The sequence below is a fragment of the Parabacteroides sp. ASF519 genome, from assembly GCF_000364265.2.
GTDB classification, from domain to species: Bacteria; Bacteroidota; Bacteroidia; order Bacteroidales; family Tannerellaceae; genus Parabacteroides; species Parabacteroides goldsteinii.
In genome coordinates this window covers 1,439,009-1,462,801 of sequence record NZ_AQFV02000006.1, presented here as the reverse complement: position 1 = coordinate 1,462,801, position 23,793 = coordinate 1,439,009, and the positions used below count along the sequence as shown (strand labels likewise).

At 45.7% G+C, this 23,793-nt stretch carries 21 protein-coding genes and 1 pseudogene; 2 read left to right on the top strand and 20 right to left on the bottom strand.

What is annotated here, in order from left to right; translation table 11 throughout:
• Positions 1-15 precede the first annotated feature (15 nt).
• The 17 genes from C825_RS05710 to C825_RS05630 all read right to left on the bottom strand — a co-directional run bounded on the left by C825_RS05710 (position 16) and on the right by C825_RS05630 (position 12,399).
• Positions 16-381 (bottom strand): BlaI/MecI/CopY family transcriptional regulator, encoded by a 366-nt coding sequence (locus tag C825_RS05710; protein ID WP_010801769.1) that lies wholly within the window; start codon positions 379-381, stop codon positions 16-18.
• Positions 382-621: 240 nt separating this feature from the next.
• Positions 622-2,016, bottom strand: a complete 1,395-nt coding sequence (locus tag C825_RS05705) for a condensation domain-containing protein (protein WP_010801768.1) — start codon at positions 2,014-2,016, stop codon at positions 622-624.
• Positions 2,017-2,025: 9 nt separating this feature from the next.
• The gene (locus tag C825_RS05700; protein WP_010801767.1) at positions 2,026-2,601 is read right to left on the bottom strand and encodes a Crp/Fnr family transcriptional regulator; all 576 of its coding nucleotides are present in this window, start codon (positions 2,599-2,601) and stop codon (positions 2,026-2,028) included.
• 24 nt (positions 2,602-2,625) lie between these two features.
• Positions 2,626-3,435 carry a helix-turn-helix domain-containing protein gene (locus tag C825_RS05695; RefSeq protein WP_010801766.1) on the bottom strand — a complete coding sequence of 270 codons (810 nt, stop codon included), beginning with the start codon at positions 3,433-3,435 and terminating at the stop codon, positions 2,626-2,628.
• A gap of 28 nt (positions 3,436-3,463) precedes the next feature.
• Positions 3,464-4,813 (bottom strand): MATE family efflux transporter, encoded by a 1,350-nt coding sequence (locus C825_RS05690; RefSeq protein ID WP_010801765.1) that lies wholly within the window; start codon positions 4,811-4,813, stop codon positions 3,464-3,466.
• Positions 4,814-5,100: 287 nt separating this feature from the next.
• The gene (locus tag C825_RS05685; protein ID WP_010801764.1) at positions 5,101-5,466 is read right to left on the bottom strand and encodes a VOC family protein; all 366 of its coding nucleotides are present in this window, start codon (positions 5,464-5,466) and stop codon (positions 5,101-5,103) included.
• A 93-nt stretch (positions 5,467-5,559) separates the two neighbouring features.
• Positions 5,560-6,366 carry a 4Fe-4S binding protein gene (locus C825_RS05680; RefSeq protein WP_010801762.1) on the bottom strand — a complete coding sequence of 269 codons (807 nt, stop codon included), beginning with the start codon at positions 6,364-6,366 and terminating at the stop codon, positions 5,560-5,562.
• On the bottom strand, positions 6,363-6,992 hold the full coding sequence (locus C825_RS05675) for a hypothetical protein (protein ID WP_010801761.1): 630 nt from the start codon (positions 6,990-6,992) through the stop codon (positions 6,363-6,365). Before C825_RS05675 ends, C825_RS05680 begins: the two co-directional genes overlap by 4 nt.
• Positions 6,989-7,591, bottom strand: a complete 603-nt coding sequence (locus C825_RS05670) for a TetR/AcrR family transcriptional regulator (RefSeq protein WP_010801760.1) — start codon at positions 7,589-7,591, stop codon at positions 6,989-6,991. Before C825_RS05670 ends, C825_RS05675 begins: the two co-directional genes overlap by 4 nt.
• Positions 7,592-7,672: 81 nt before the next feature.
• Positions 7,673-8,473: an AraC family transcriptional regulator gene (locus tag C825_RS05665; protein WP_010801759.1), complete on the bottom strand. Its 801-nt coding sequence runs from the start codon at positions 8,471-8,473 to the stop codon at positions 7,673-7,675.
• 67 nt (positions 8,474-8,540) lie between these two features.
• On the bottom strand, positions 8,541-9,221 hold the full coding sequence (locus C825_RS05660; RefSeq protein ID WP_010801758.1) for a zinc ribbon domain-containing protein: 681 nt from the start codon (positions 9,219-9,221) through the stop codon (positions 8,541-8,543).
• Positions 9,222-9,242: 21 nt separating this feature from the next.
• Positions 9,243-9,842 carry a uracil-DNA glycosylase family protein gene (locus C825_RS05655; RefSeq protein ID WP_010801757.1) on the bottom strand — a complete coding sequence of 200 codons (600 nt, stop codon included), beginning with the start codon at positions 9,840-9,842 and terminating at the stop codon, positions 9,243-9,245.
• Positions 9,839-10,591 (bottom strand): inositol monophosphatase family protein, encoded by a 753-nt coding sequence (locus C825_RS05650; RefSeq protein ID WP_010801756.1) that lies wholly within the window; start codon positions 10,589-10,591, stop codon positions 9,839-9,841. Before C825_RS05650 ends, C825_RS05655 begins: the two co-directional genes overlap by 4 nt.
• 11 nt (positions 10,592-10,602) lie before the next feature.
• Positions 10,603-11,064 (bottom strand): VOC family protein, encoded by a 462-nt coding sequence (locus C825_RS05645; RefSeq protein ID WP_010801755.1) that lies wholly within the window; start codon positions 11,062-11,064, stop codon positions 10,603-10,605.
• A gap of 2 nt (positions 11,065-11,066) precedes the next feature.
• The gene (locus C825_RS05640; protein WP_228110487.1) at positions 11,067-11,342 is read right to left on the bottom strand and encodes a zinc ribbon domain-containing protein; all 276 of its coding nucleotides are present in this window, start codon (positions 11,340-11,342) and stop codon (positions 11,067-11,069) included.
• A 4-nt stretch (positions 11,343-11,346) separates the two neighbouring features.
• Complete coding sequence (locus C825_RS05635; protein ID WP_010801753.1) at positions 11,347-12,015, bottom strand: hypothetical protein; 669 nt, start codon at positions 12,013-12,015, stop codon at positions 11,347-11,349.
• 15 nt (positions 12,016-12,030) lie between these two features.
• The gene (locus C825_RS05630) at positions 12,031-12,399 is read right to left on the bottom strand and encodes a BlaI/MecI/CopY family transcriptional regulator (protein WP_010801752.1); all 369 of its coding nucleotides are present in this window, start codon (positions 12,397-12,399) and stop codon (positions 12,031-12,033) included.
• Positions 12,400-12,675: 276 nt separating this feature from the next.
• Here C825_RS05630 and istA point away from each other — a divergent pair, with 276 nt between their 5' ends.
• Entirely contained in the window at positions 12,676-14,211 is a 1,536-nt protein-coding gene (gene istA / locus C825_RS05625) for an IS21 family transposase (protein WP_044214480.1), read from the top strand.
• A gap of 16 nt (positions 14,212-14,227) precedes the next feature.
• Positions 14,228-14,980, top strand: coding sequence for an IS21-like element helper ATPase IstB (istB, locus tag C825_RS05620; RefSeq protein ID WP_009038478.1), 753 nt, complete (start codon positions 14,228-14,230; stop codon positions 14,978-14,980).
• A 248-nt stretch (positions 14,981-15,228) separates the two neighbouring features.
• On the opposite strand, the pseudogene C825_RS05615 reads toward istB, so the two are convergent.
• The 3 genes and pseudogenes from C825_RS05615 to C825_RS05605 all read right to left on the bottom strand — a co-directional run bounded on the left by C825_RS05615 (position 15,229) and on the right by C825_RS05605 (position 23,773).
• Positions 15,229-21,077, bottom strand: a pseudogene (locus C825_RS05615) (helicase-like domain-containing protein).
• Positions 21,067-21,519: a DUF1896 domain-containing protein gene (locus C825_RS05610; RefSeq protein ID WP_010801748.1), complete on the bottom strand. Its 453-nt coding sequence runs from the start codon at positions 21,517-21,519 to the stop codon at positions 21,067-21,069. Before C825_RS05610 ends, C825_RS05615 begins: the two are co-directional and overlap by 11 nt.
• 163 nt (positions 21,520-21,682) lie before the next feature.
• A complete protein-coding gene (locus C825_RS05605) occupies positions 21,683-23,773 on the bottom strand; it encodes a type IA DNA topoisomerase (RefSeq protein ID WP_010801747.1) in 2,091 nt (696 codons plus the stop codon).
• Between the last annotated feature and the right edge of the window lie 20 nt (positions 23,774-23,793).

Here is a 23,793-nt window from a genome sequence, read left to right as displayed (position 1 = left end):
ATATGCCTGCCATTGTTATTCCTTTCCTCTGTTAGATATTTGTGATATTATTTCCTTAGCCTCTTCATCGCTATATTCCTCGCTGTTAATCAGGAAGTTCACAACATTCTGAATGGAATTGTTGAAATACCGCCTAATGACACTCTTCAGATTTTGTCCACAATAATCCTCTCGCTCTATTATGGGGAAATATATGAAGCTTGTGCTTTCAACTTTATGATTGAGATAGCCTTTCTGTTCGAGAAGTTTCACGAATGTGGCTACCGTAGTCCGGCTTGGACGCGGCTCATTGTGAAGGGCAACGACATCCCGAACCGAGAGTGCCCCGCTTTCCCAAAAGAAGTTCATTACTTCTTCTTCTCTTTCTGTTAATTGCTTCATATCTTCCATTTATATTTAGTCTAATTAAATTAGACGATTTAGTAATGCAAAAATAGTCTAATTATTTTAGACGACAAAATAATACTATTAGAAAAAACTGAAATTTTTCAATAGTGTGGATAACCGAATAGCCGATTGATATCGAAAGTTCCTGCGCCAATCAATATAATCCTGGCAGTAGTTGCATACACATCCTTAGAATGTCCCTAATTCTATGTGTGGATAGCTTGGATTGATTTTTCATACTTTTATATCTTTATTCAGGTTTAAAAGTAAAGCCAACATATTTGATTTCAGATTATTTACAATCACAGAAGATATTATTTTGCGGTCAAAACTAAATCCAATTTGCATAGTGTCACTTAATGTGGCAACTCCAAGAACAATATAACTGCCCGGAGCTTTTGGCGCAAAGAATATCAAATCACGAATGCTATAAGAACCAATGTGAGTATCAAAGTTCAATCGTCCCAGATTAGATATCGCCGTAGATGAAGGATTACCAATCGAAAACATTGAAGCAACTTTTTTTGCAGTTTTATCATCACACTCCCCATAAGAGGCAAAATACATCGCATCAATTAGTAAAGGATTCATTGATGCGTAGGCATTTAGTATAAGCCATTGCGCTCTGGTTGAATCCATTTTAGATTTTATTTTCTTCTTTATAAGAATAGCATTTTGCCAAAAGTCTTTTTTAGGATCATACTTATATGCAATTGTAATGGCCGAAGCAAAATTGCCTAAGCTGCTGTCTGCTGAAAACGAAAGTTGTCTCCGTATATCTATCGGAATCCCGACTACCATTTTTTTGTTATTGATGAATGTTTCTTGCATAGCTCCAATAAATGCCGTAACAATTGCATCATTTATTGTTATGCCGTGTATTTTACAAGCATTGTACAAAGCGTTCATATCAACTTTGTTTATGGTTGAGTACGACAAAGCAATATCTGTTAACTGATGGTACTTATTGAATATCTCCCGGTATTCCGCTTCTCCAAAACGTTGCTGCTTACCTTTAGACCACTTTGAATTTAGTGAACGCAGAAGCAATTTTACAGGAAAAGAAAGTTTAGCTTTTTGTGGAAAATCACTTTGTTTTGAGATGAGCTGTTGTTCTTTTAAGGGCAAATTATTTCCAGCATAAACAAACACTACATCCCTCAATAATCTTGCAATAGCGTTACCGTCACCTAATAGATGATGACATACAGCCAGAATATCAAAACCAATCTCAGTGTAGAATACAAAAAAACGTATGAGTGGACCTGTTTCGCAATTAAAAGGCTTTTTATTCTCGGACTCGGCAATTTCCAGCCATTGATTTGAATGTTCACTTTTAATAAAATGCAATTCGAGCTGATGAACAGTGTTTTCCTGATAAAATGCCTCTCCCTCATTATTCATGCAAATGGATGAATAAAGTAGCGGGTGAACACTTCTTAATTTAAGCAATGTTTTTTTTAAACGTAATTCATCCAAGTGGCCGTCAACGCTTAGTTTCATCAGAACCGTAAGTGACGGATTCCGTAGAAGGTGGCGTTCCGTAAATATTCGAATATTAGTTTCCATGCTCTTTATGTTGATAAAGACAGCAAAGGTAGAGAGTTGGAAATTATCAATTCTTGACATAGGTCAATCCTATGGATTTTTATCTAACTTTTTTCTTATTCTGCTTAGCGTTTCGGGAGAAATGCCCAAAGTGGATGCGATATGTTTTAAGGAAATCTCTTTTTCAATGTCGGGAAAATCTTTTAATAATTCAATGTATCTTTCCTCAGCGGTATCGAAATACAGTGCTAAAGCAATATTACGCCAGCCGAACATAGAACGCTCCGCAATGGTCGCCCTTAACTTTTGCGTATCTATATTCGTGTCGAATAATTCCATCATCTGTTCGTAACTAAACAATGTAATCTCATAATCCTCCATTGCTTGAATACAAAGTTCGGCATTTGTTCTTTTCAAGAACGAATGATAATCTCCGATAAACGGAAAAGATTTATTGAACCAAAGGGTACGTTCATTACCATCTTTGTCTATTTTGTAATATCTGAATTTCCCGGAATCTACATATCCCATGTATCTGACTGGACAGCCCTGCATCTGAAAATGTTCACCTTTCTTGATTTGGATGTTTTTCAGACGCTTGGTGTATTCGAGCACATCTGCATTGTTTATATTCAAACTACATAGAAGATTAATTAATCCGTTCATATACTTTTTCTTTTCTGATTATTTCTATAATTCAAAATGTAACACTTCTACTTTTCCATTTGTAGGGAGTGTAAGAAATGCCTTAGGGGTATGACCAGAAAGCCTTTTTACCTCTCTATATAAATGAGAAGCATCATAATATCCCGCTTGGACAGCAACAAACAAAAGATTATCGAATGAAATATTAGGTTTCAAAAGATGTACAGCATTCCAAAACTGAACAATTCGACTATATTCTTTTGGGGAATAACCTGTATGAAACTTAAACTTGCGCTCAAATTGTCTTTGGCATAAGCATACTTCTGTTACCAATTCCTTAATCGAAACAATTCCTTTCTGTCTGCGGATCAAGGAAACAACATGAGATATTTGCTTTTCTGCGTCCATGCTGTTTTTGTACAATTGCCTAACCAATTCATGTTCAATATAACCAATCGGATTTTGAATTTCAGAGAGTTGATATGTGAAAGATTGACTAAAAAGAGCAGGAAACTCGTGACTGTCTAATCCTTGATTCATAAATTTGGAAAGTGGAATTTTTATAAATCGAGAAAGTCCACACGGTTGAAAACGTACCCCTATAATATGAATGAGTTTTTTTTGAGTGACCAATTCCGTAAATGTATTCATTGGACCGAAAAAATAGGAATGATAAGGTTTCATTATCAGTCCACTACTGACGCAGTCTGCGGCATTCCCCACGTTGAAAACAAAGTCGGAACAACCATGAGGTGGAATGTTGAATTTCATTCCACCTCTTGTTTCTCCCTTATATTCCCAATAGCGATCTATGAAAGGAGCTAATAAACTACATGGCGAATATTCTTTATACATATTACAAATGTCGGTATAAACTATGATTCTAAGGAATATTGGTGATTATTTTTTTGCCTTGACTGTTAATTCCTGTAAACCAATGATGAATATGATAGATAGAAAGTATAAACACACTCAAAAAGTAAATATGTTCCGATGTCCACAATAGTGGAACACTTGAACTAAAATGACTAATTATTCCCACATACGCTATGTATATAGATAAAGACACGAATGCTATCAATAGAGATGCCGCAGCATGGCCTACTCCAGAGACTGTGCTAAAAAACACGAATGTAGGTACAGCTATCAAGTAAGAAGTGAGCATAACCTTTAATGTAGGTATAGCATCAAACACCAATGCAGTATTGTCACTATAAATCCGTAAAATAGATTCAGGGAAAAGAGCGAACAACACTATTATTGGCAAAATAATCATGTAACATGAAAGCATTACTTTTTTGCATACATATAGGAAAGGGGTGCTTTTCTCTTTTCCTATGAGATTTCCAACTAATGAACTGACAACAGATGCAGATGCTTGTACGAAAAGAAAAAGGAAGGACGAAATGTTTCTTACAACATTAGTAATCGCCAGTGACCTTTCCCCGAAATGCTCTATTGTGATAAAAAAAACGAACCAACTGCCAAATACTAACCCATTTTGCAGCATCATCAAAACAGAAACAGAGAGTATCTTTTTTAATACTCTACAATCTATGGCAAATCGCCATTTGATTCCATATTTGCACGTGCTTGCATTCTTTTGGGTATATATAATGAAATAAATTGCTGCGACAGCTTCGGAAATGACAGATGCAATGGCTGCTCCGGAAATTCCTAATGCTGGAAAGCCTAATGCTCCAAATATTAAAATATAATTTAGAATAACATTGACTGCTACCATCGTTATGGAATTGAGCATTAGTGCAGATGTGTGTATTATTCCGATATAAAATGCTCTAAACATGATAATTGTAAAAGAAAACAAGAAACCATAGATTCTCCAGTCAAGATATAGCATAACTGTTTGGAATACGGATTCAGAATCTATAATCAACTTTAATATAATAGGCGAAATTATAGAAGTAATCAATATTATTGTCATCGCTATTATTAACAAAAATAGTGTTCCTTGGGAAAGAATTTTTCCTGCTTCCTTATACTGTCTGTTTCCATTATATTGAGCTATCAAGATTTGAGCTCCGATGCTGAACCCAAATCCAATCATGTATATAATCAAGTAATAAGTGCTGGCGATAGCTGATGCCGCCAATTCGGTTTCTCCAACCCTTCCTAAATAAGCTGTATCAGTAAAACCTATCAAGTATTCCATTAATAAACTAACCAATACAGGCAGGCTGGTTTTATAAATTGATATATAGGAAATATTCATACTAATTTCATTTATCCGGCAAAGTTACTCCACTTGACTCGTATTAAATTGTACAAAAACGACATTGTCGCTTTTTACATGACATCTAAGAAGCAAATACGATAAACTACCTCTTCAATCATTTGAATGAAAACAAGAGCGTTGAAGATGAAATTTATAAGGATACTTTTTGTTTATGGGCAAATTCTCTATTTATCCCAATAATTCCACTTTAAAAATACAGCATCTTTCAATAGTTGGGATAACCCAATGGCTATCCCAACCAAAATGACCCGATTTACAATGATTTACTTGTCACCGTAAAGTCCGATGCGGTTGCCGACAGGATCTGCGATGATGGCGAAAGAACCCCAGCCATCCACCTGAATCTTGGTCTTGGGAGTGACGAGTGTTGCGCCGTTGTCAATCGCCGTTTTCACATCGGCATCTAAGTCTCTTGCTTTGAGATATACTAGCACGCCTCCTTCAGAGGGAGCAAAACCGGAGAACGAGGGAGCGGAAGAGATTGAACACACGCTCTTTCCGTCTTTCATTAGACACGCCATTCTCTCGTCGCCGAACTGCGACACCTCCAGTTCCTCTCCGAAGAGTGCCTGATAAAATGCCACCGACTTGTCGAAGTCATTGGTGGGAATTTCAAAAAATGCAATCATACTTATTGTTATTTTGATTAGTACGCTGCAAAGTTACAGCGACACGACAGCCTATGATAGTAAAAACCGGACATTCCATTCCTTGGGTACATTTTAATGCCCTTTATCGTCTGAATTATAACTTTTCTGCAACTTGTCACTAAAAGATTCTCTGAATGCAATCCGTAATCCGTTCAGGAAAGACTCGTTGATGTATATTGATGAAGTCGGACATTTGTCAGCGCATAACCGGCATTGGATACAGTTTAGTTCATCCATTGGCAATACTTTATCCGTTTTTGTGAAGATGTGCATCGGGCATACTTTGACACATTTTCCACAATTCACGCATGAGGAGGCATTGAGAAACACTACCTTGTCACCGAAAACCAAATCTGCCCCATTATGGCGTATCGGGATGCCGTCCGAATACCCGATAACCAGATTTCTGTGAACGGAAGCCAATGGGTGCAGTTTCCGGTGGAGTCCTTTTGCAAACAGCCGTGCCTTGAACATATCCAGCTCATTCGGTCTGGCTTTATTGTAACCATTCATCAGCACCCAAGGGCCTGTACGGTCAAAACCACGGCAAGAAAACTCACCGGCTATAATTCCGCCTTTTCTTTCGATGATTTTCTTCAGGGGTTTATGATATGCCCCCAAGAATGGACGGCAGCGGGTGGAAAATATGAAAACATTTTTCCCATCAATATTCTGCTCTGAAACAAATCTTTGAAGCCGGATATCGTGGGCTGCAAAATTTATTGCAGAGCCAAAGCCAATTAAATCGTAGCCTGACAGGTCTATTGTCGGGGTGTTGTCCACTGATACCAGTTCGGCGGACAGTGCGTCAGCCATGCTTTGTGCGATCTTCAGCGTATTGCCTTTGTATGATGAGCGATATAATATTATTGTTCTCATCTTGAAATTGATATTTTTGTTTCGGGTGTTCCGGGGCCACCGTTCACACCTTTGTAGCCCACGAACATCAAGGTAGCCGTGTCAAAATAATAGTCACAACTCCAGAATGCCGACATAAAACCGGTCAGACTGACTTCTATTTTGACGGTGTGCCCACCGTCAAATCTTTCAATACCCTTCTTGACAGCCGACATGGTGTAGAGTTTGATATTGTCAGGGCGAAAACACTCGTATTCCAACGACTTGCCGTTTTTCAAGGTCAGCCCCGCATTGTAGGCAATATTCTGATACCACGGTTTGCCTTTGCTTTTAACTGTCTTCGAGATTGGTTTGCCGTTGAACTTGCCGGATATAGAATATTTGCCGTTTTTTAAGCTGACAGTCAAGCTGGTATTTGAAACAGGGTTGATTATTTTCCAACTTTCGGTCTTATACCCATTGTCCAAAATATACTCATGCCTTTCGTTGCCTTGAATTGTATTCAGATATATCTTCCCGTCTTTGTGTTCCTCCGACCACTTGACAGACGTTTTCGTCTTGCCGCAAGTGGAAATGTAATTCCTTTCCTGCGCCATAACAAAGACTGCAAGAAACAGCGTCAGTGCTATTACGATGATATGTTTCATAGTTTGCTGTCGTCAAAGATGAAATCAACATACTTGGAAATCATTGCTTCCATTCTGCTCCACGCTTCCGGCTTGCTGAAATCTATGCCGTTCAGTTTGGGGTACTGTCTTGTGAAAAGTACAATGTAATTGATTGCGGATATGATTATGGCAACGGACATATCGTTGTCGTTACCTATATCCAGACTTTTGTTTAATTCTTCCTGCAATTTGTAGCCTATGCGCTCCCTTTCTTCGAGGATTCCCTTGAACGATGAATGACCGGATAATTCCCATACCAGAAGTTGCTGCATGAGAACATTGTCCTTCAGATAATGAAGTTGCCGGAAAAGCACATCTTTGACAATCTGCCTTATATCCTTCTTCTCGGACTGTTTGATGGTATCTATAAACTCCGAATAGGCAAATGAATAATAGTCGTGCCGTTTTGCCCATTCGACGAGCAGACCATCCAAGCCGCCAAAATAGCGATAAATCAAAACTTTATCGCATCCGGCTTGACTGGCGATGCGGTTTACCCCAATTTTGGTAAATCCGTCATTCTCTATGATATGGCTCACTGCATCAAGCAGCCTTTTCTCTGTTTCTTTCAATTCCATTTTGGTTAATGTCACTAAGTGGTGACAAAATTATAAAAATAATCGGTGACAACCAAATCGAAATCTATATCAGCGTAATTTTCAGAACGTAAAATAGTCGGAAACAGGAGCGCAACGGGATATGTACTCTTTTGGGGTGTAACCGGTGAATAGCCGAAATTCCTTTATCATATGTGATTGGTCTGTATAACCACATTCATATGATAGTTGGGCAAAACCTATTTTCGGATTATGCTGTAATACGGATAAGGTGCGTTGCAATCTGATGATGCGCAGGAAATCCTTTGGGGTAGTTCCGATGTGTTCTGAAAAGACACGGCAAAACTGCTTTTCACTCAGGCACGCTATGTCGGCAAGCCCCTTTATGTTTGTATGGACAGAATTGCTAATGTGACGCACCACGGTGGAAAGCCTCGGTATATTGTAGTTATTCTCCAGTAGTACGCGGTTTAATAGGAAATTTTCAATTAAGATAACGGCTGTTTCAAGATTGTCGGCATCACCCATTTTCCCTGCCAAATCCTGCAACTCAATGTCCTCCATATCATATATGGAAATGTTCCTATTGCAAAACAGACTGACGGGGATATGAAAAAACATCTTTGCCGTGTGTGGTTGAAACACAGTCACTATCATTTCGATGTTTCCCGTGGAAATGACATCTGTAAAGCTGGTTTCTTGTCCGCTTATAAAACAGCGTGGCTGTAAGTCATTCTGACTTACAACTTTCAGTCTTTCACCACGATGAAACACAAGCGACATACACCCCGTCGGCAAAGTGCGTTGCGACACCATGCCGGGTGAGCTATCCTGCAATACCCAATAATACCGCACAAACGGTTTCAGCGCAGGAGAGGGATGTATGATCTTGAATGTTTGCATCCTGCAAAATTATAACAAGGCTATTTATTCCGATAGTAAAAAACGGACATTAAAGCATTCGGAGTATTTATATTTTTTCGTGCGCAAAATCGCCATCAATATATATGGTTGCGTCCTCGCCTACAAACCTGATTAGAGTATAGTTCGGATCGGTAGCACCTCCGGGGAAATGATTTATCAGCCACTCCTGCCACATCTCTTTTCGGATTTTATCATCGCTGACAATTTCCGCTATGCCACGCAGAGCGACACTATCACCATAAAAATAATAGCTTACTCCGGCTTTGGAATTTGTCTTGAGGTCATTTATTTTCACGGATGCGGCATCGGTTGCCATCCAAATCTCGTTGCATCCGTTGGTCTTAATTTTCTTGATGGGCACAGGGCGTGGGAATCCATCCGCATTTATCGTGGCAAGTGTGACCTCATTGCATTGCGCAAGCAAACTGACAGCTTTTTCTGTGAGGCTTCTTTTGTCTTTCTCTTTCCAGCGTTTGAGCGTTGGGAAAATCTTGCGCATTTGAGCCTTTGCCTGTTCCGGAGAGAGATTCCATCCTGTTTCCTTGTTTATCTGGTCGGTAAACTGCACACAAAACTCAATCATCTGACTCATATTGAAGTCTTGTAGGAATACTCCATCCTTGTAACAGTAACCGCAATAATCTTCACTTATACTGCCGTCGGCATTAGTTCCGGGATTTGCGGGATTAAGAGGCATCCCGCAACTCTGACAAAATTTTTGTTCCATATATTATTTATTAAATGATTTTTACTTCTTCATTATCAACCGGTACATCATGGAAATATCTTCAGAAGCCATTTCAAACTTAGATTTCTCTATGAGTATGTTTTGTCCCGTCATTATATAGGAGGGGAGGATGCGAACACCGTTATATGAAATCTCTGTATTTCGCAATTTGTATGTGGATACGCTTGGGATAACATTTTTCTTGATTGCCTTCTTGCCAATCATATTAAAGGCCTTCTTTGCCACATCACCCATAAGCATTATAACCTTGACGTTGGGAAACAATGCAAGCTCTCTTTCCAGATATGGCAGACTTTCCTCTATGCTTTCCTTTGAAACGACATATCCGTTTTTGGGTATTTTAACCGCATTGGTAATATAAATCCCCTTGTTGAGAATATCCTGCACAGAATCTACCTCTATCCCGGCTTTTTTGAACAACGGAATTGTCGTTGTCATATACGCCGCATCTGATTTTCCATAGAAGTCCTCTTCCGGATGTGACGGAACAATCTCATTTATCATGATTGCGTGTATTGTTTCCGGTGTAACCTCCACGTTATTAAACCGCAGATCGGTTGCACCTTCAACGAATTGTTGCAACACTTCTTTTACATTCATAATAATTTGAGTATTTCTTCGTGGACTTGCCCGTTTGTTCCTACGACGTGACTTCCTTTAGCCGGGTCAAGCGCATTCCCGTTCCAATCAGTCACTTTTCCTCCGGCTTCTTGTACCAGAAGCATCCCTGCCGCATAATCCCACGGATTCAAATATATCTCGAAATATCCGCCTTGTCTGCCGCAGGCTGTATATGCCAACTCCAAAGCGGCTGAGCCAAGTCTTCGGACATCTTGGGAATTTTCGTAAACTTTCAGAAATCGGGCAAAGTTTTCTTTCGCTAATTCTCTTTTTGCAGTGCCGATGCCTATGATGGTTTCCGATAGTTTTGTGGCAGATGAAACGTGTATGGGCTTGCCGTTCAAGAAACTTCCTTCTTCCTTGACAGCAGAAAAAAGTTCATCGTGAAACGGATCATAGACAATGCCCATTACTATCTCTTTCTGACTACAAAGAGCTAACGACACCACACTATGCTGATAGTCGTGCATGAGGTTGGTAGTGCCATCAACAGGGTCAAGAATCCAGTAGCTGTCTGTATCCATACGCTGTAAGCCGGTTTCCTCTCCGAGAAACTGTATGTCCGGCGCAAGTGTATGTAATGCCTTCTTCAAGAAATCCTGAACGGCGACATCCACTTGAGTAACGTAATCGGCTACTCCTTTTTCTTTCACAAGGGCTGCCATTTCCCTGTTTGTGATTATCCCCTTAGTCTCTTTGACCAAGCTGATTATACGTTGTATATCCATATTTATAGGGTTTAATTCAATAGTTTTTGCAGGTCATCGACAGAAACATCCATTCTCTTGGAAACTTCTTCCAAAGTCATTCCATTAGAAATGAATCTCTCTATGACCATTTTCATTTCCTCACCGACTTCTATTAGATGCCCATCCAAATCGTAAAAGCGGATTACTCGCTGTCCCCAATCATGCTCAACGACTTCACCTAAGAATGCGATTGACGAATTGCCTTTCAGCTTTTGCAGAAAGCCATCAAAATCACGTTCCTCAAAGACGATTTCAACATTGTTTGACTTTTTATGAACTTTTTCTTTGGGTACGCCAATAAGCCAATCGAAATTCTGCTGTAAAGCCAGACCGCAGGAGAACAGGATATTTCGTCCATAATTTTGACAGACTTCCAACCCGAATATGTTTTCGTAGAAACTTCGGGCTTTGCTTATATCTGACACGGATAAAACCGTACAACAATATCTCATATTTATTTTTTCCAGCGTTTGAGGTTGGGATAGAATTGGCGCATCATCTCTTTAGCCTGTTCCACGGTCATATTTTCTCCGGACCACTTGTTTATATCATCGGTGAACCGAGCGCAATGCTCAATCATCTGCTCCATTGTAAAGTCCTGCGTGAACCGGCCATCCATGTAACAATAGTTGCAGTAATCATCATTGCGGCTGCCATCGGCATTTATTCCCTTATCTTTGTCAGTTAACGGCATACCGCAACTTTGACAAAATTTTTGTTCCATATTCATATATTTAGTTGTTTGATATTCCTTTTAATGCGCATTTAATTTTCCAACTCGCATAAATATGAGCCAACCAATGTTCGGAAAAAGGCATCATTATAAGACCTCGGATATTTTCACCACACCAGTAATCTATCAACCACCGGGCATTTTCAGAGTCGCTCACAACATGAAGTGATTTGAGTTTTTCCCTATCCTCATCAGTCATTCTGCGTTCCAAATCGCAAAAAGAAAGCTCTTTCAACAATAGGCTGGTATTGTCTTTTACAGATTCAGCATATTCATATAGCGCATCTAAATTCAATGTTTTGGAGAAATCTGATATTTCCTGTTTTTCAAGCTCGTTACCCGTTGTGATAATTGGAGAGCCAATCGAGCTTTTATAATCCCTTGAAAAGAATATCTGATTGTCCTTGTTGATTAGAGTATGGGTAACAATATCCTCGATACGGAATATATGCCAGATGGAATAGGCAATTGTCTTGCTGTGAAAACCGTCTTCTCCAATGAATGGGATAGCATTGAAATCAGCACGACATAATTCCACTTTGAACTGCGCTAAGATATCAAATAATTGGGTACGCAAAGACAATAAGTTTTCAATTCCCAAATGAAATGTGGTTTCATTGGAAATTTCTTCCTTAATTTTATGGCATTGCTCTAATAAATTATTACCCATATCTTTTCAATTTTATTATTGGCGATTTCCTTCAATTACCTGATTTATCAACTCCCGAACTTCATCATCCGACATTTTCCTATCTCTTACAAGAGTGCTTATCACACCACGAATAGAGTTATTAAAATATCTCTGTACTACATTCTTCAGGTTGTTGCCACAATACTCATCCCGTTCTATGAGTGGGTAGTATATGAACCCGTTGTTCCCTGCCGGCTTATGCCCTAAAAAGCCTTTCTCGACAAGAAACTTCACAAATGTAGATATGGCAGTCCGGCTTGGACGAGGTTCAGGATAAGTGGCTATAATCTCCTTGACGGTAGCTTCGCCCCTCTCCCAAAACTTGTTCATCACTTCTTCTTCACGCTTAGTAAGTTGTTCCATCATCAAATGAAATTTAGTATATGCAAAGTTAGTCTAAATAAATTAGTCAACCAAGCAAATTCACCTATTTTTATCCTTTATTGGAAAATTCACTCACCATTGCCCCCCTCCGTTCACTTTAAAGTGATCCCCCAAATTCACTCGAAAGTGCCCCCTTAAATTCACTTTAAAATGATCCCCTAAAAAGTGAGTTTCATTCTTGTTTACTCGATCTATAATTCTATTTTGTTTGTTAAAAACGAATAAAAGTCAGTTATGCCCAATAGACAATTAGGAATGGAAAAGATTCGTCAAGTGTTACGCTGTTACTCTCAGGGTTATGGGACCAAAAGTATCAGCAGTATGTTAACCGTTTCGCGCAATACGGTCAAGAAATACTTACAGGTATTTCAGCGCAGCGGTTTGGATTATGAAGGAGTACTGTCTCTATCGGACCAGGAACTCTCGGAGTTATTCCACGAAAAGACCAGAGTAAAGACAGAAAGCGAACGGATGGAAGAACTAAAGTCGTTGTTGCCCGAATATTGCAAGCGGCTTCAGAAGAAAGGTGTTACCCGTGAGGCTTTACATCGTGAGTACCTCTCTTCCCATCCGGATGGTTACGGACGCACCCGCTTCTATATTCTGATTCAGCAGCATATAGCCTGCAGCCGTCCCATCATGCATCTTGAACACAAGGCCGGTGATAAAGTGTTCATAGACTTCGCCGGTGACAAACTCTCCATCATCGACCTTGAGACGGGCGAAATCATCCCGGTGGAGGTTTTTGTCGCGATCCTTCCCTGCAGCCAGTTAACCTATGTGGAAGCGGTCATGAGCCAGAAAAAGGAGGACTTGATCCGTGCTTCGGAAAACGCCTTGTTATACTACCAGGGGGCTCCCTCCGCCATCATCCCGGACAATCTCAAGTCCGCCGTTACTAAGAGCAGTAAATACGAGGCCATCCTGAATGAGGACTTTGCAGCCTTTGCCGAACATTACGGCTGTACCGTAATTCCCGCCAGGGCTTACAAGCCACGTGACAAGGCACTGGTCGAGGGTGCCGTTAAACTGATCTATCGCAGTATCTATCCAAAGATACAGGAACGCGAGTTTTATGACCTTGATTCACTGAACGCGGCTATCCGTGTCGCCTTGGAACTCCACAACAACACTCCGCTGACAGACCGTAAATACAGTCGACGGGAACAGTTCGAGGAGATAGAACGTGATTCTTTACGCAAGCTCAATCCCATCCGTTTTGAACTCAAACAGCGTTACAGGGCTACCGTGATGAAAAACGGTCATGTCCGCCTGGGGGAAGACGCCCATTACTACAGTGTGCCTTGCGGCTATATAGGCAAGAAGGTCATCTTGTTATATACCTCACGCGAGGTATGCATCTATTACGGCTACGAGCTGATTGCTTCCCATACCCGCAACAGGGCCCGTTGCCGGTACACGACCCTGGAAGAGCACCTGGCTTCACACCATCGCTATATCACGGAATGGAACCCGGATAAATTTATACGTGAAGCGGCGGCTATTCATCCGGATGTGGAGGCATATATCCGTCAGGTTATGGAAGAGAAAAAGCATCCGGAGCAAGCCTATAAATCGTGTCAGGGCATTCTTAGCTTCGCACGCAGGGTCGGCAACACCCGATTGACCAATGCCTGCCGTTGGGCTACAAGTTACGGTCTGTACAATTATCCCATCATCGAGCGCATCCTTAACAACCGGCAGGATGAGTTCCCGTTGGAAGACAGTGCCGGGCAAGAAACGGAGATGCCTTCCCATGAGAATATCAGAGGAAAAGAATATTATCAATAAACCAACCAGATACAATATGGAAATGAATCAGGACACATTGGAAAAGATGTTAGGAATGAATCTTAAAGGTATGTATTATGCCTTTAAAACAAGTTTGGAAACACATCGGACAGAGAGCATGACTACCGACCAGTTCGTCTCATGGCTGGTCTCAAGTGAATGGGATGACCGCAGAAACCGCGCGGTAGAGAGAGCTATCCGTCAGGCCTCCTTCAGATACAAGGCCACCATTGAAGAAATAGACTTCTCAGTGGAAAGGGGGCTGGACAAGAATCTTACCCAGCGTTTGGCTGACCTTACGTTTGTCAGGGAACGCAAAGACATGTTTATTACCGGAAGTGCCGGAACAGGAAAAAGTTATCTGGCAACCGCTTTTGGCTTCCAGGCTTGCCAGAAAGGATATAAAGTACTATACGCCAACACATCCAGACTTATGGGGATGCTTAAGGTTGCCAAGGCAAAAGGTACAATCCTGCAAGAACTCAAGAAAATCGAGAGGTTGGATATGCTTATACTGGATGATTTTGGCATACAACCCTTCGATTCCCAAGGGCGGATGAACCTGATGGATATCATAGAGGACAGGCATGGTAAAAAATCCACCGTCATAACATCACAGGTCCCGGTAAGGGATTGGTATGACGTTATTGGAGAAAAGACGATTGCCGATGCCGTTCTGGACAGAATTGTACATCAGGCTATACGTATAGAGCTCTTCGGAGAGTCGCTACGCAAATGTAAAAGTAAAAAAGAATCGTTATATTTATAAACGAAATTTAATGTAGAACCCGGCATAACTGACAGGAAGAATACGAAGAAAACAAGAATGAACAGGATGGAAGAATGGAAAAATTTAACAGGGGTCAAATTGCTCTGAATTAAGGGGGCTACTTTGAGTGGATTTTCCATTTATAAACAAAAGGGTTATCTGTGTCCATTATAATACGGACGTTTATGGATTATTGTATAAAAAGCAAGAGGATACAATTCAAATGATTCTTCCTCTTGCTGTCATTGTCATATTTTCAATCCTTTCGGACGGTTTTCATCCTTGACATACAGCCCCGGACGACCGATTACGATATGGTTGTCAATGAAATTGCCCGTGGAACTTTGTTCATTTGCCGGACTGCGTATCTGTGGCGGTGTATCTCCGTGATATTGCGTCGGCCTGTTCCGCACGACTTCCGTTTCCGGCTTGACCTGCTGCCCTTCGTTCTCCTTGTCGGCGATTTCGGGCGTGGGCGCAAGTTCCAGTTGTATCTTGCGGTCGAGGGCGGCAAGTTCGGACTTCAACTGTTTCAGCTCGACCTCCTTCTTCCACACCTTGCCCGTTATCTCCTGTAACTGCGGTATCTCACGTTCCAGCACCTCATTCTTCGCCTTGTACTGGTCGATGATGGGGGTATCCTCTCAATTGCGTTCAGGAAGTTGCGGGCGGCGGCCAACGGGTCAGCCATCGCCAGATGCCCGTTGTTGTAGGTGTACTTGTAGTTTCCTTCAACTACAAAACGGTTGTCGGTGAACTCCAAGCCCTCTTTGAGTATCCTCTCACTCACTACCTTTATCGGGAAACCGTAAAGCTCTCCGACCTGTGTGTAAAGCCCGCCCGTCGTGGTGTTCTTGGCTATCTCCTGCAAACGCTTTCCGATGACCTTCTCGTCTGTGGAGTCCACTCCGTCCACCTTTATCATATTAAGGCGGTTGCCCTCCTTGTCGGTCTGCACCACTGATAGGAAGCGGTTCCAGTCCTCCGTCATGGCATCAATGAAAGCCGTGTTGTTGCGCAGCTCACCCGTCTTCGACTCCAGCTTGAACTCCGAATCACGCCTGCCTTTGTTGAACGACTTGCGTTCCCCTTCGAGCGAGGCGATGCGCTTTTCAAGTTTAGCCTTGTCCAACAGGTCGGTGTTGCCGGAGAGCAATGCCATATACTCCGAGAAGTTCATGCCCGATTTCTCGTCCATAGCACCCTCGTCGATGGTACGCGCACCCATCGCCCCGCTTTTGAGCTGGCTGATGAAAGTCTGCTTGCAGTGCAGGAGGTTGAACTTGTAGCTGTCCAGCGACTTCTCCACCGCATAGATGATTACATCCACGTTGTTCCCGGCAAAATGCTTGGCTATCTCATTCCCGGCTCTAACACCCCGTCCGTCACGCTGTTGCAGGTCCGACGGTCGCCACGGCGTGTCCAAATGATGAATTGCCACACATCTTTTCTGTGCGTTCACGCCCGTTCCGAGCATAGAGGTTGAGCCGAACAACACGCGCACCGTCCCAGCGTTCATGGCATCTATCACCGCCTTTCGTGCCTTGTCAGTCTTGCATTCTTGAATGAAGCGCACCTCGCTTGGCGGTATGCCGTAATCCTCCGTCAGTTTGCGTTTGATTTCCGAATAGACGTTCCAACCGTCCCCCGACTGGTATGTCCCCAAGTCCGAGAAAACGAACTGCGTGCCTTTCTGCGCATCGTATTTTTGGTAATACTCCGCGATCATCTTGGCGCAGTGGCTCGCCTTGTTGTCGGGGTGGTCTTCATAATGCGGGTCTATCATGCGCATGTCGAGAGCCATCTTCCGGGCATAGTCGGTAGCGATGAGCATCTTCGCCTTTTCCTCCGTTTCCGAAAGCGGCAGCCTGCCCAGCAGAGTGGCGTCGCCCGTCTTGGCAAATTCCATCAGTTGCTTGATGAAATACTCTTGGTCGGGTGTGGGCGGTATGTGGTGCAGTATCTCGTTCTTGTTGGGACGGTCCACGCCCACGTCCTCTGCCGTGCGGTAGTCCGTGATTTCATTATAGAAAGCGGCAAGCTCCGGCACTTTGATGAAGTAGCGGAAACGCTCCTTCTGCACCACGTTATTCGTCACGTTAAATTCAAAATCCGTCGTCTTTTTGGCGAATATCGCCGCCCACGCATCGAAACAGCGGATGTCCTGCCGTTCCAGCTCCTTCGGGCGCAGGTACTTGAACAGCAGGTACAGTTCCGTCAGCGAGTTGCTGATGGTCGTGCCGGAAAGAAAAGTTGCTCCCAAGTCCTTGCCTGTACGTTCTTGTATAGTGCGTATGGCGAAAAGCATATTGAGTGCCTTTTGGCTACCCTCGCTGTTCCCCAATCCCGCCACACGGTCGTGGCGCGTGTTGAAAGTCAGATTTTTGAACTGGTGGCTCTCATCTATGAAGATGTGGTCGATGCCCATCTGCTTGAAATCCACCACGTCATCCGTGCGTGACTTTATGGCGTGTTCCACCTTCTCCAGCTTCGCTTCAAGGTTGTGCTTGCGCTTCTCCAGCCCTTTCAGCATCGCCCGCGACACGTTCTTTCCCTGCTGCCGCAGCACTTCGAGGTTTTCCTCCACCGTGTCAAGCTCCGCTTGCAGGATGCGCTGTTGCAACTCCGGCGACTGCGGTATCTTTCCGAACTGGTCGTGCGACATGATGACACAATCGTAATCGTTGTTTTTGATGTTGTTGAAGAAACGCACACGGTTGGCAGTCGAAAAATCCTTCTCCGAAGCGTACAGAATACGTGCGTTGGGATATGCCGCCTGATAGGTGGCTGCAATCTCCGCGACGTTGGCTTTCAACCCGATAATCATCGGCTTGTGTGCCAAGTTAAGACGCTTCATTTCATGCGCGGCGATGCACATTATCAGCGTCTTTCCGGTTCCCACCTCATGGTCGCAAATTCCGCCGCCGTTCTGTTTCAGCATCCAGACGCAATCCATCTGCGAGGGATAGACGCTCTTGATGCCCCGGCTTGCCAGCCCCTTCAAGTTGAGGTCGGGAAAAGTCTGGTGCGAGCCGTCATATTTCGGGCGCACGAAACAGTTGAACTTGCGGTTATACATCGTCGTCAGCCGTTCCTTGAACTGCGGCGACTGCTCTTCCAGCCATTCGGAGAAGCCGTTTCGTATCTCGTCAATCTTGGCGTTGGCGAGCTGTATGCCCTCGCTGTCGCGCACCTTGATGTCATTGCCATGCTCATCCTTGCCGATGGACTTCATCATGTCGGGGCAGGTGTTGTGCAGGGCGTGTTTCAGAAGGTGCATACCGTCATAGTTCCGGTAATACCCCTTCACCAGAAACTCGTCCGTGATTTTCATGGTGCGGTATCCGCACGCCACCGAAAACTCGTCCATGCTGGCGGAGTAGGCGATTTTCACCTCCGTATCGAACAACCGGCTCATGTAGGCGGCATAGACACCCGTAGGAATCCATCGTTCCCCGAAATTGAAGTCCAGATCCTCGAAGGCGATGCGCGGCGGTTCGGCATCTTTCAGAGCCTCCAACGCCTGTTTTATTTCCGGCATACGCTCATTTTCGGGATTGTCGCCCATCCATGCCTCTATGCGCTCCGCCTTCTCTATCACGTTCCCGGCGATGAAGCGGTCTTTGATTTCGTAACCGGTCACGAGCGGATTGTAATAGATGCGCCCTTGCAGGGCTGTGAGCAATTCCTCCGCCGTACTGTCGGTTATCTCCCGCATATAGTCGAGATTGACCGTGCCGAACTTGTTGAGCGACGCGGAAAGTGCCTCTTCGGGAGAACCTACGTTGGTATGGCTCTCCACCGCGAAGGAAACGGGACGTTCGAAGATGTCCGCCTTGACGAACTTCCCGTTCTCCGCCCGTTCCAGCGAAAGGATGTCACGACCGCCTGCGTCCATCATCACCAACTTTACGTTCTGCTTGGCGTTGAGGTTGCCGTAACGCATGACAAATTCATCGTAACAGGTGTTCAGATGCTCTCGCCACGGAACATTCGCCTCGTGCCTGTTCGATTCATAACGGTACAGACGCTCGTAGGCGTCACGCAGCGACACATACAGCAAAGCCTTTTCCTTCTGGTAGCCTTTCAGGTCGAGCGGCTGGAATGTCGCCCCGTATGGGGTGATGTCCTTCAGGTAGCCGATGTTATGACGTCCCCAGTCAGCCACCAGCGACCCTTCGCGCAGGTGCATCTCCGGTGTGCGGTGGTAGGCACGGGGCGATAGGTCCACGACTTCCTCCTTCGGCTTCTCCGCTTCGATGTCGGGGAAAAGGGAAGTCGCCACTGCTTCCGATGGGGTATCTGTAACGGCAGGTGCGGCGACTGCCTCCGGCTGTGCTTCTTCTTGCCGTGTTTGCTCACGGTGAGCTTCCGACACGGCTTTCACTTCCGTCTTTTCCGCCGCCACTTGTTTCTCGTTATGCTGCCTCGCCAGCTCCCGAAGTTCCTTCCTGCGTTCCGGTGTCAAACCCATCATCATCTCATAGAAGCCGTTGATGGGAGGATTGGTATCCCAGTCCAGCGTGGCATAGATGTCGTCCGGGTCGGCAGGCTTTGCGGCATTGTCCACTTTCACCTCCTTGTTCTCCGTTACAGTCTTAGGTGTGGAAGCAGTCGGTATAGCAGTGACTTTCGGTGTTGCCTGCACCTGCGGCTTAGGCGAAATGCGCCTTGTAGGGCTTTCTTTCTTTGCCGTCTTTTTCTTCTTGGCGGTTTTCGATTGGCTGACTTCTTCCGTCATACCCCAAAGATCGAGCAATGATAGCTGCACCCCATCAGAATATTTCGGACGTGGCTCTATCTCCGGCTTTTCCTCTGTGGGTTGCGGTTTCTCCGTCGGAGTTTCAACTGTTTGTGAAAATACCGTTTTCTGTGTTACAGCAGGACGCTCCGCCTCCTTTTGAACAATAACTTTTTCTTCCGTTCCCGACTGCCGGATTGTTCCCGAATACAGACGCATGGCGAGCCTGTAATGGAAATCCTCGTCGAGCATACGGCGCAAGTCCCCGGCTATACCTGCGGTCTTGCCCTCATGCAGATAAACCATAGCGGGCTTCCCGTAGGGGTCGGTGTCAAGTTTCGCCGTCGTATGCACGATGCGTTCCGGGTGGTGGATGAAATAGGCGTTGTCTGTCAGGCCGGTTTTCGTGTCCGTCTGTATCACGGTCATCAGCCGCTCGTCCTGCGACATTTCCTTTTTGTTCAGGTTCTTTTGCAGGACAATCAGGTCGCTGCCCACCTCTGTCCCCGCGTTGTCCGTGAACAGGTTGTTGGGCAGGCGTATCGCGGATACCAGATCAGCCTGACTGAACAGCTCGTTACGCACGGAGGTCTTGGTGCTGTTCAATACCCCTTGCGAGGTGATGAACGCCACGATGCCGCCGTCACGCACGGCATCCAGCCCTTTGAGGAAAAAATAGTTGTGGATGGCTTTCTGGGCGGAGCGTCTGCCGAATGAGTCGCTCCGCTGAAATTCAGGGTCAAACACGGCGATGTCACCGAAGGGAATGTTGGACACCGCCAAGTCGAAATAATTGTTGAACGGTTTTTCGATTTTCTCAAAACCGCAGGTACGCATCTTTTGGTCAGGATAGAGATGCCGCAGGATTGTACCCGTGAGCAGATCCTTCTCAAAAGCCATCACATCCGCATTGGGGCTGTGCCGCAGCACGGAGTCCACGAACACGCCGACACCCGCCGACGGTTCGAGCATACGGGCGGGGCGGACACTGTAATCCGCCAGCACGTCCGCGAGGGTGTCGGTTATCTCTTTGGGAGTGTAGAAAGCGGTAAGTACGGACGCTTTGAGCGAGTCCACAAACCGCTTGTACTCCGTTTCGTCCTTGCTGTTCTCACGGATAAGCCTGTGCAGCTCCACCGTCGGGGCGAACAGTTCGAGGTCGGATTTCGCCCAGCGGACGGCATCCGTCAGTTCCTTTGCAGGGTTGAGGATACATTTCAGACCGCCGAAACCGCAGTACCTTTGAAGTATGGCACGCTCTTCGGTTGTCACTGTCCTGTTTTCCCTGTCAAGGATGAATGCCGTCCGTATCGCCTCGATGTTGTCCCGCAGTTTCTGTTTGCGGTTAAACGCCATATTCCCCGATATAAAGGGCGGTTGCCCCCGTCAGCTCCGTGTAGAGCAGGTCGTAATCGGAAGACAGGGCGAAATTGTCGTCCGAGAGGTCATAGACGGAAAACACGTTGCCGACAAGCGGCAGGAGTTTCTGTATGAAGGCTTCGCACTTCTCTTCCGGCACTTCATCGGCAAACTCGTTTTCCACGACTTCGCGGAGCATGGCGTACCGGGAATAGCGCAGCCCGCGCAGCAGCGTGTCCATCGCCAGCTCCTGCGCACCGTCGGCGGGATAGCCTTCGAGCCTTGCCTTTTCATACGTTTCGGCGGCACGGTCGGCGCGTTCCCGTATGAAGGCGGCATCGGAAGCCTGTTCAAACTTGTTCGTGCGGAGATAGTCCAGCAGGTACAGACCGTAATAGGAAAAGTCGGTCTGACCCTCGTTTTTCTTCTTGTTGTTCATTACTTTGGAGTTTAGTGGATTGATATTTAACGGGATAATCGGTTGGAAAAAGGAAGAAAAAGGCACTCGGTATCCCTCCGAGTGCCACCACTAAATCCAAAGTATGAGTGTAATCCGGTATCGAAGAACAATTCATTACTCTGAACAAGTGGCAAAGTTAGCATTATTTCTTCCGTCCTGAAAATTTCTTGCCCTTTTTAGCCTCCGGGAACACAAAAGCCGTGTTATATTCCCCGTCAAAGGCGACCACGGCATCGAAGCTCTTGCCCTGTTTGCTCTTGAAGCCTTTGAGCAGCTTGGTGTGCCCGTCGGTGAGCAGGTCTTTGATTTCGTCGTCGGACAGGGTGCGTCCCGCTTTCAGCCGGAACACGGGCAGTCCGCACTCCGTGTTGTCGCAGCGTACCACCTTGCCGTAGAACCGCATCCTGCCCGTGCCGCACTTGGGACACGCGCAGCCGGAGTCACGGCTGCCGAAGAGCTTGTCGCACGAGAGCAGTTCGGAGGTGATTTCCCGTGTGTACGCCTCTATCTTCTTGCGGAAGGTGTCGGCGGACAGTTCCCCGCGCTCGATGCGTGCCAGCTCCTTCTCCCATTCGCCCGTCATGGCTACATCGGCGATGCGCATCGTCTTGACAACGGAGTTGAGGGCAAGACCCTTTTCAGTGGGGACAAGCGATTTCTTGCAGCGTTCCATGTAACCGCGCTTGAAGAGCGTTTCGATGATGGAGGCGCGTGTGGCGGGAGTGCCGATGCCGCAGTCCTTCATTGCCTGACGCAGCGCGTCGTCCTCGATTTCCTTGCCCGCCGTTTCCATAGCGGACAGCAGGGTGGCTTCGGTGTGCAGCGGCTTGGGTTTGGTCTTTCCTTCGGTGATGGAAGAGCCTTTCAGCGTCAGCGTGTCGCCTTCCTGCCAGCCGGGGATGGTGGTTTCCTCCTTGTTTTCCTCGCCATATACGGCACGCCATCCGGCTTGTTTGACAACGCTGCCTTTCACGGTGAACTCCATTCCCGCACATTCCGCCGTGACAGCGGTCACGTCCTTGACGCATTTTTCGGAGAATGCCTCGACCATACGTCCGGCAATCATCTGATAGATGGTGCCGTCCTCTTTGGAGAGGAAGAGCGGTTTCTCGCCCGTGACGAGCAGGGCGTGGTGGTCCGTCACCTTGCCGCCATCCACGCTGCGGCGTGTCGGGACGGCTTTCGCCCGCACCTTGTCTTTCCATTCGGGCTGCGTGCCGATGAAGGCGAGCAGCTTGGGGATTTCGGCGAACACGTCTTCGGGAATGTAACGGCTACCCGTTCTCGGATAGGTTATCAGTTTCTTCTCGTAGAGTTTCTGCGCGATTTCAAGCGTCTGTTCCGCCGTGAAGCCGTGCTTGGCGTTGGCTTCTTTCTGGAGCGTGGTCAGGTCGTACAGGAGCGGAGTTTCCTCCGTCTTCTCCTTGCGCTCGGCTTTCGTTACCGTTGCGTAGCCTGCCGCCCTTACCTTATTATATAGCTCCATAGCCGGCTCTTTCTCCTTCCATTTCTCGGAGGAAGAGAGTTTCACGACCTCACCATCGCAACCGTCCGTTGCGATATGGAGCTGCCAGAAGGCTTCGGGCGTGAAACGGCGGTTCTCCCAGTAGCGTTCACACACCATCGCCAATGTGGGGGTCTGCACCCGTCCGACCGAGTACGTGCCGTGTCCGGCGGCGATAGAAAGTGCCTGCGTGCCGTTGATGCCCACGAGCCAGTCGGATTCGCTCCGCGCTTTGGCGGCGAGGTATAGGTTGTCATACTTGCCGCCGTCTTCGAGGTTGCGCAACCCCTCACGGATAGCCTTGTCGGTGAGCGAGCTGATCCACAGGCGCACAAACGGGGTTTTGCATCCCGTGTAGTGGTAGAGATAGCGGAAGATTAGCTCACCCTCACGCCCGGCATCGGTTGCCACAATGATTTGTTCGCTCCCATTGAAAAGCCGGGTAATGATTTTTATCTGCGACACCACGCCGCTGTCGGGCTTGTAGCCCTTCTCCGTCCTGACCTGACGGGGGACGAGCGTGAAGGTGTCGGGGATAATCGGGAGGTTGTCACGGACGAAGCCGCGCACGCCGTAGCCGTCGGGCATGGCAAGTTGGACGAGGTGTCCGAATGCCCATGTCACGGCATAGCCGCCTCCCTCGAAATATCCTTCCTCTCTCTTTGTCGCGCCCACGATGCGGGCGATTTCACGTGCCACGGAGGGCTTTTCTGCAATGATTGTCTTCATGCTTTTTCTTTTTTAATGAT

Excerpts from the sequence above, each read along its gene's own strand:
- C825_RS05710 (WP_010801769.1), bottom strand. The coding sequence starts at position 381 with ATGAAGCAATTAACAGAAAGAGAAGAAGAAGTAATGAACTTCTTTTGG.
- C825_RS05705 (WP_010801768.1), bottom strand. The coding sequence starts at position 2,016 with ATGTCAAGAATTGATAATTTCCAACTCTCTACCTTTGCTGTCTTTATC.
- C825_RS05700 (WP_010801767.1), bottom strand. The coding sequence starts at position 2,601 with ATGAACGGATTAATTAATCTTCTATGTAGTTTGAATATAAACAATGCA.
- C825_RS05695 (WP_010801766.1), bottom strand. The coding sequence starts at position 3,435 with ATGTATAAAGAATATTCGCCATGTAGTTTATTAGCTCCTTTCATAGAT.
- C825_RS05690 (WP_010801765.1), bottom strand. The coding sequence starts at position 4,813 with ATGAATATTTCCTATATATCAATTTATAAAACCAGCCTGCCTGTATTG.
- C825_RS05685 (WP_010801764.1), bottom strand. The coding sequence starts at position 5,466 with ATGATTGCATTTTTTGAAATTCCCACCAATGACTTCGACAAGTCGGTG.
- C825_RS05680 (WP_010801762.1), bottom strand. The coding sequence starts at position 6,366 with ATGAGAACAATAATATTATATCGCTCATCATACAAAGGCAATACGCTG.
- C825_RS05675 (WP_010801761.1), bottom strand. The coding sequence starts at position 6,992 with ATGAAACATATCATCGTAATAGCACTGACGCTGTTTCTTGCAGTCTTT.
- C825_RS05670 (WP_010801760.1), bottom strand. The coding sequence starts at position 7,591 with ATGGAATTGAAAGAAACAGAGAAAAGGCTGCTTGATGCAGTGAGCCAT.
- C825_RS05665 (WP_010801759.1), bottom strand. The coding sequence starts at position 8,473 with ATGCAAACATTCAAGATCATACATCCCTCTCCTGCGCTGAAACCGTTT.
- C825_RS05660 (WP_010801758.1), bottom strand. The coding sequence starts at position 9,221 with ATGGAACAAAAATTTTGTCAGAGTTGCGGGATGCCTCTTAATCCCGCA.
- C825_RS05655 (WP_010801757.1), bottom strand. The coding sequence starts at position 9,842 with ATGAATGTAAAAGAAGTGTTGCAACAATTCGTTGAAGGTGCAACCGAT.
- C825_RS05650 (WP_010801756.1), bottom strand. The coding sequence starts at position 10,591 with ATGGATATACAACGTATAATCAGCTTGGTCAAAGAGACTAAGGGGATA.
- C825_RS05645 (WP_010801755.1), bottom strand. The coding sequence starts at position 11,064 with ATGAGATATTGTTGTACGGTTTTATCCGTGTCAGATATAAGCAAAGCC.
- C825_RS05640 (WP_228110487.1), bottom strand. The coding sequence starts at position 11,342 with ATGAATATGGAACAAAAATTTTGTCAAAGTTGCGGTATGCCGTTAACT.
- C825_RS05635 (WP_010801753.1), bottom strand. The coding sequence starts at position 12,015 with ATGGGTAATAATTTATTAGAGCAATGCCATAAAATTAAGGAAGAAATT.
- C825_RS05630 (WP_010801752.1), bottom strand. The coding sequence starts at position 12,399 with ATGGAACAACTTACTAAGCGTGAAGAAGAAGTGATGAACAAGTTTTGG.
- istA (WP_044214480.1), top strand. The coding sequence starts at position 12,676 with ATGGAAAAGATTCGTCAAGTGTTACGCTGTTACTCTCAGGGTTATGGG.
- istB (WP_009038478.1), top strand. The coding sequence starts at position 14,228 with ATGGAAATGAATCAGGACACATTGGAAAAGATGTTAGGAATGAATCTT.
- C825_RS05610 (WP_010801748.1), bottom strand. The coding sequence starts at position 21,519 with ATGAACAACAAGAAGAAAAACGAGGGTCAGACCGACTTTTCCTATTAC.
- C825_RS05605 (WP_010801747.1), bottom strand. The coding sequence starts at position 23,773 with ATGAAGACAATCATTGCAGAAAAGCCCTCCGTGGCACGTGAAATCGCC.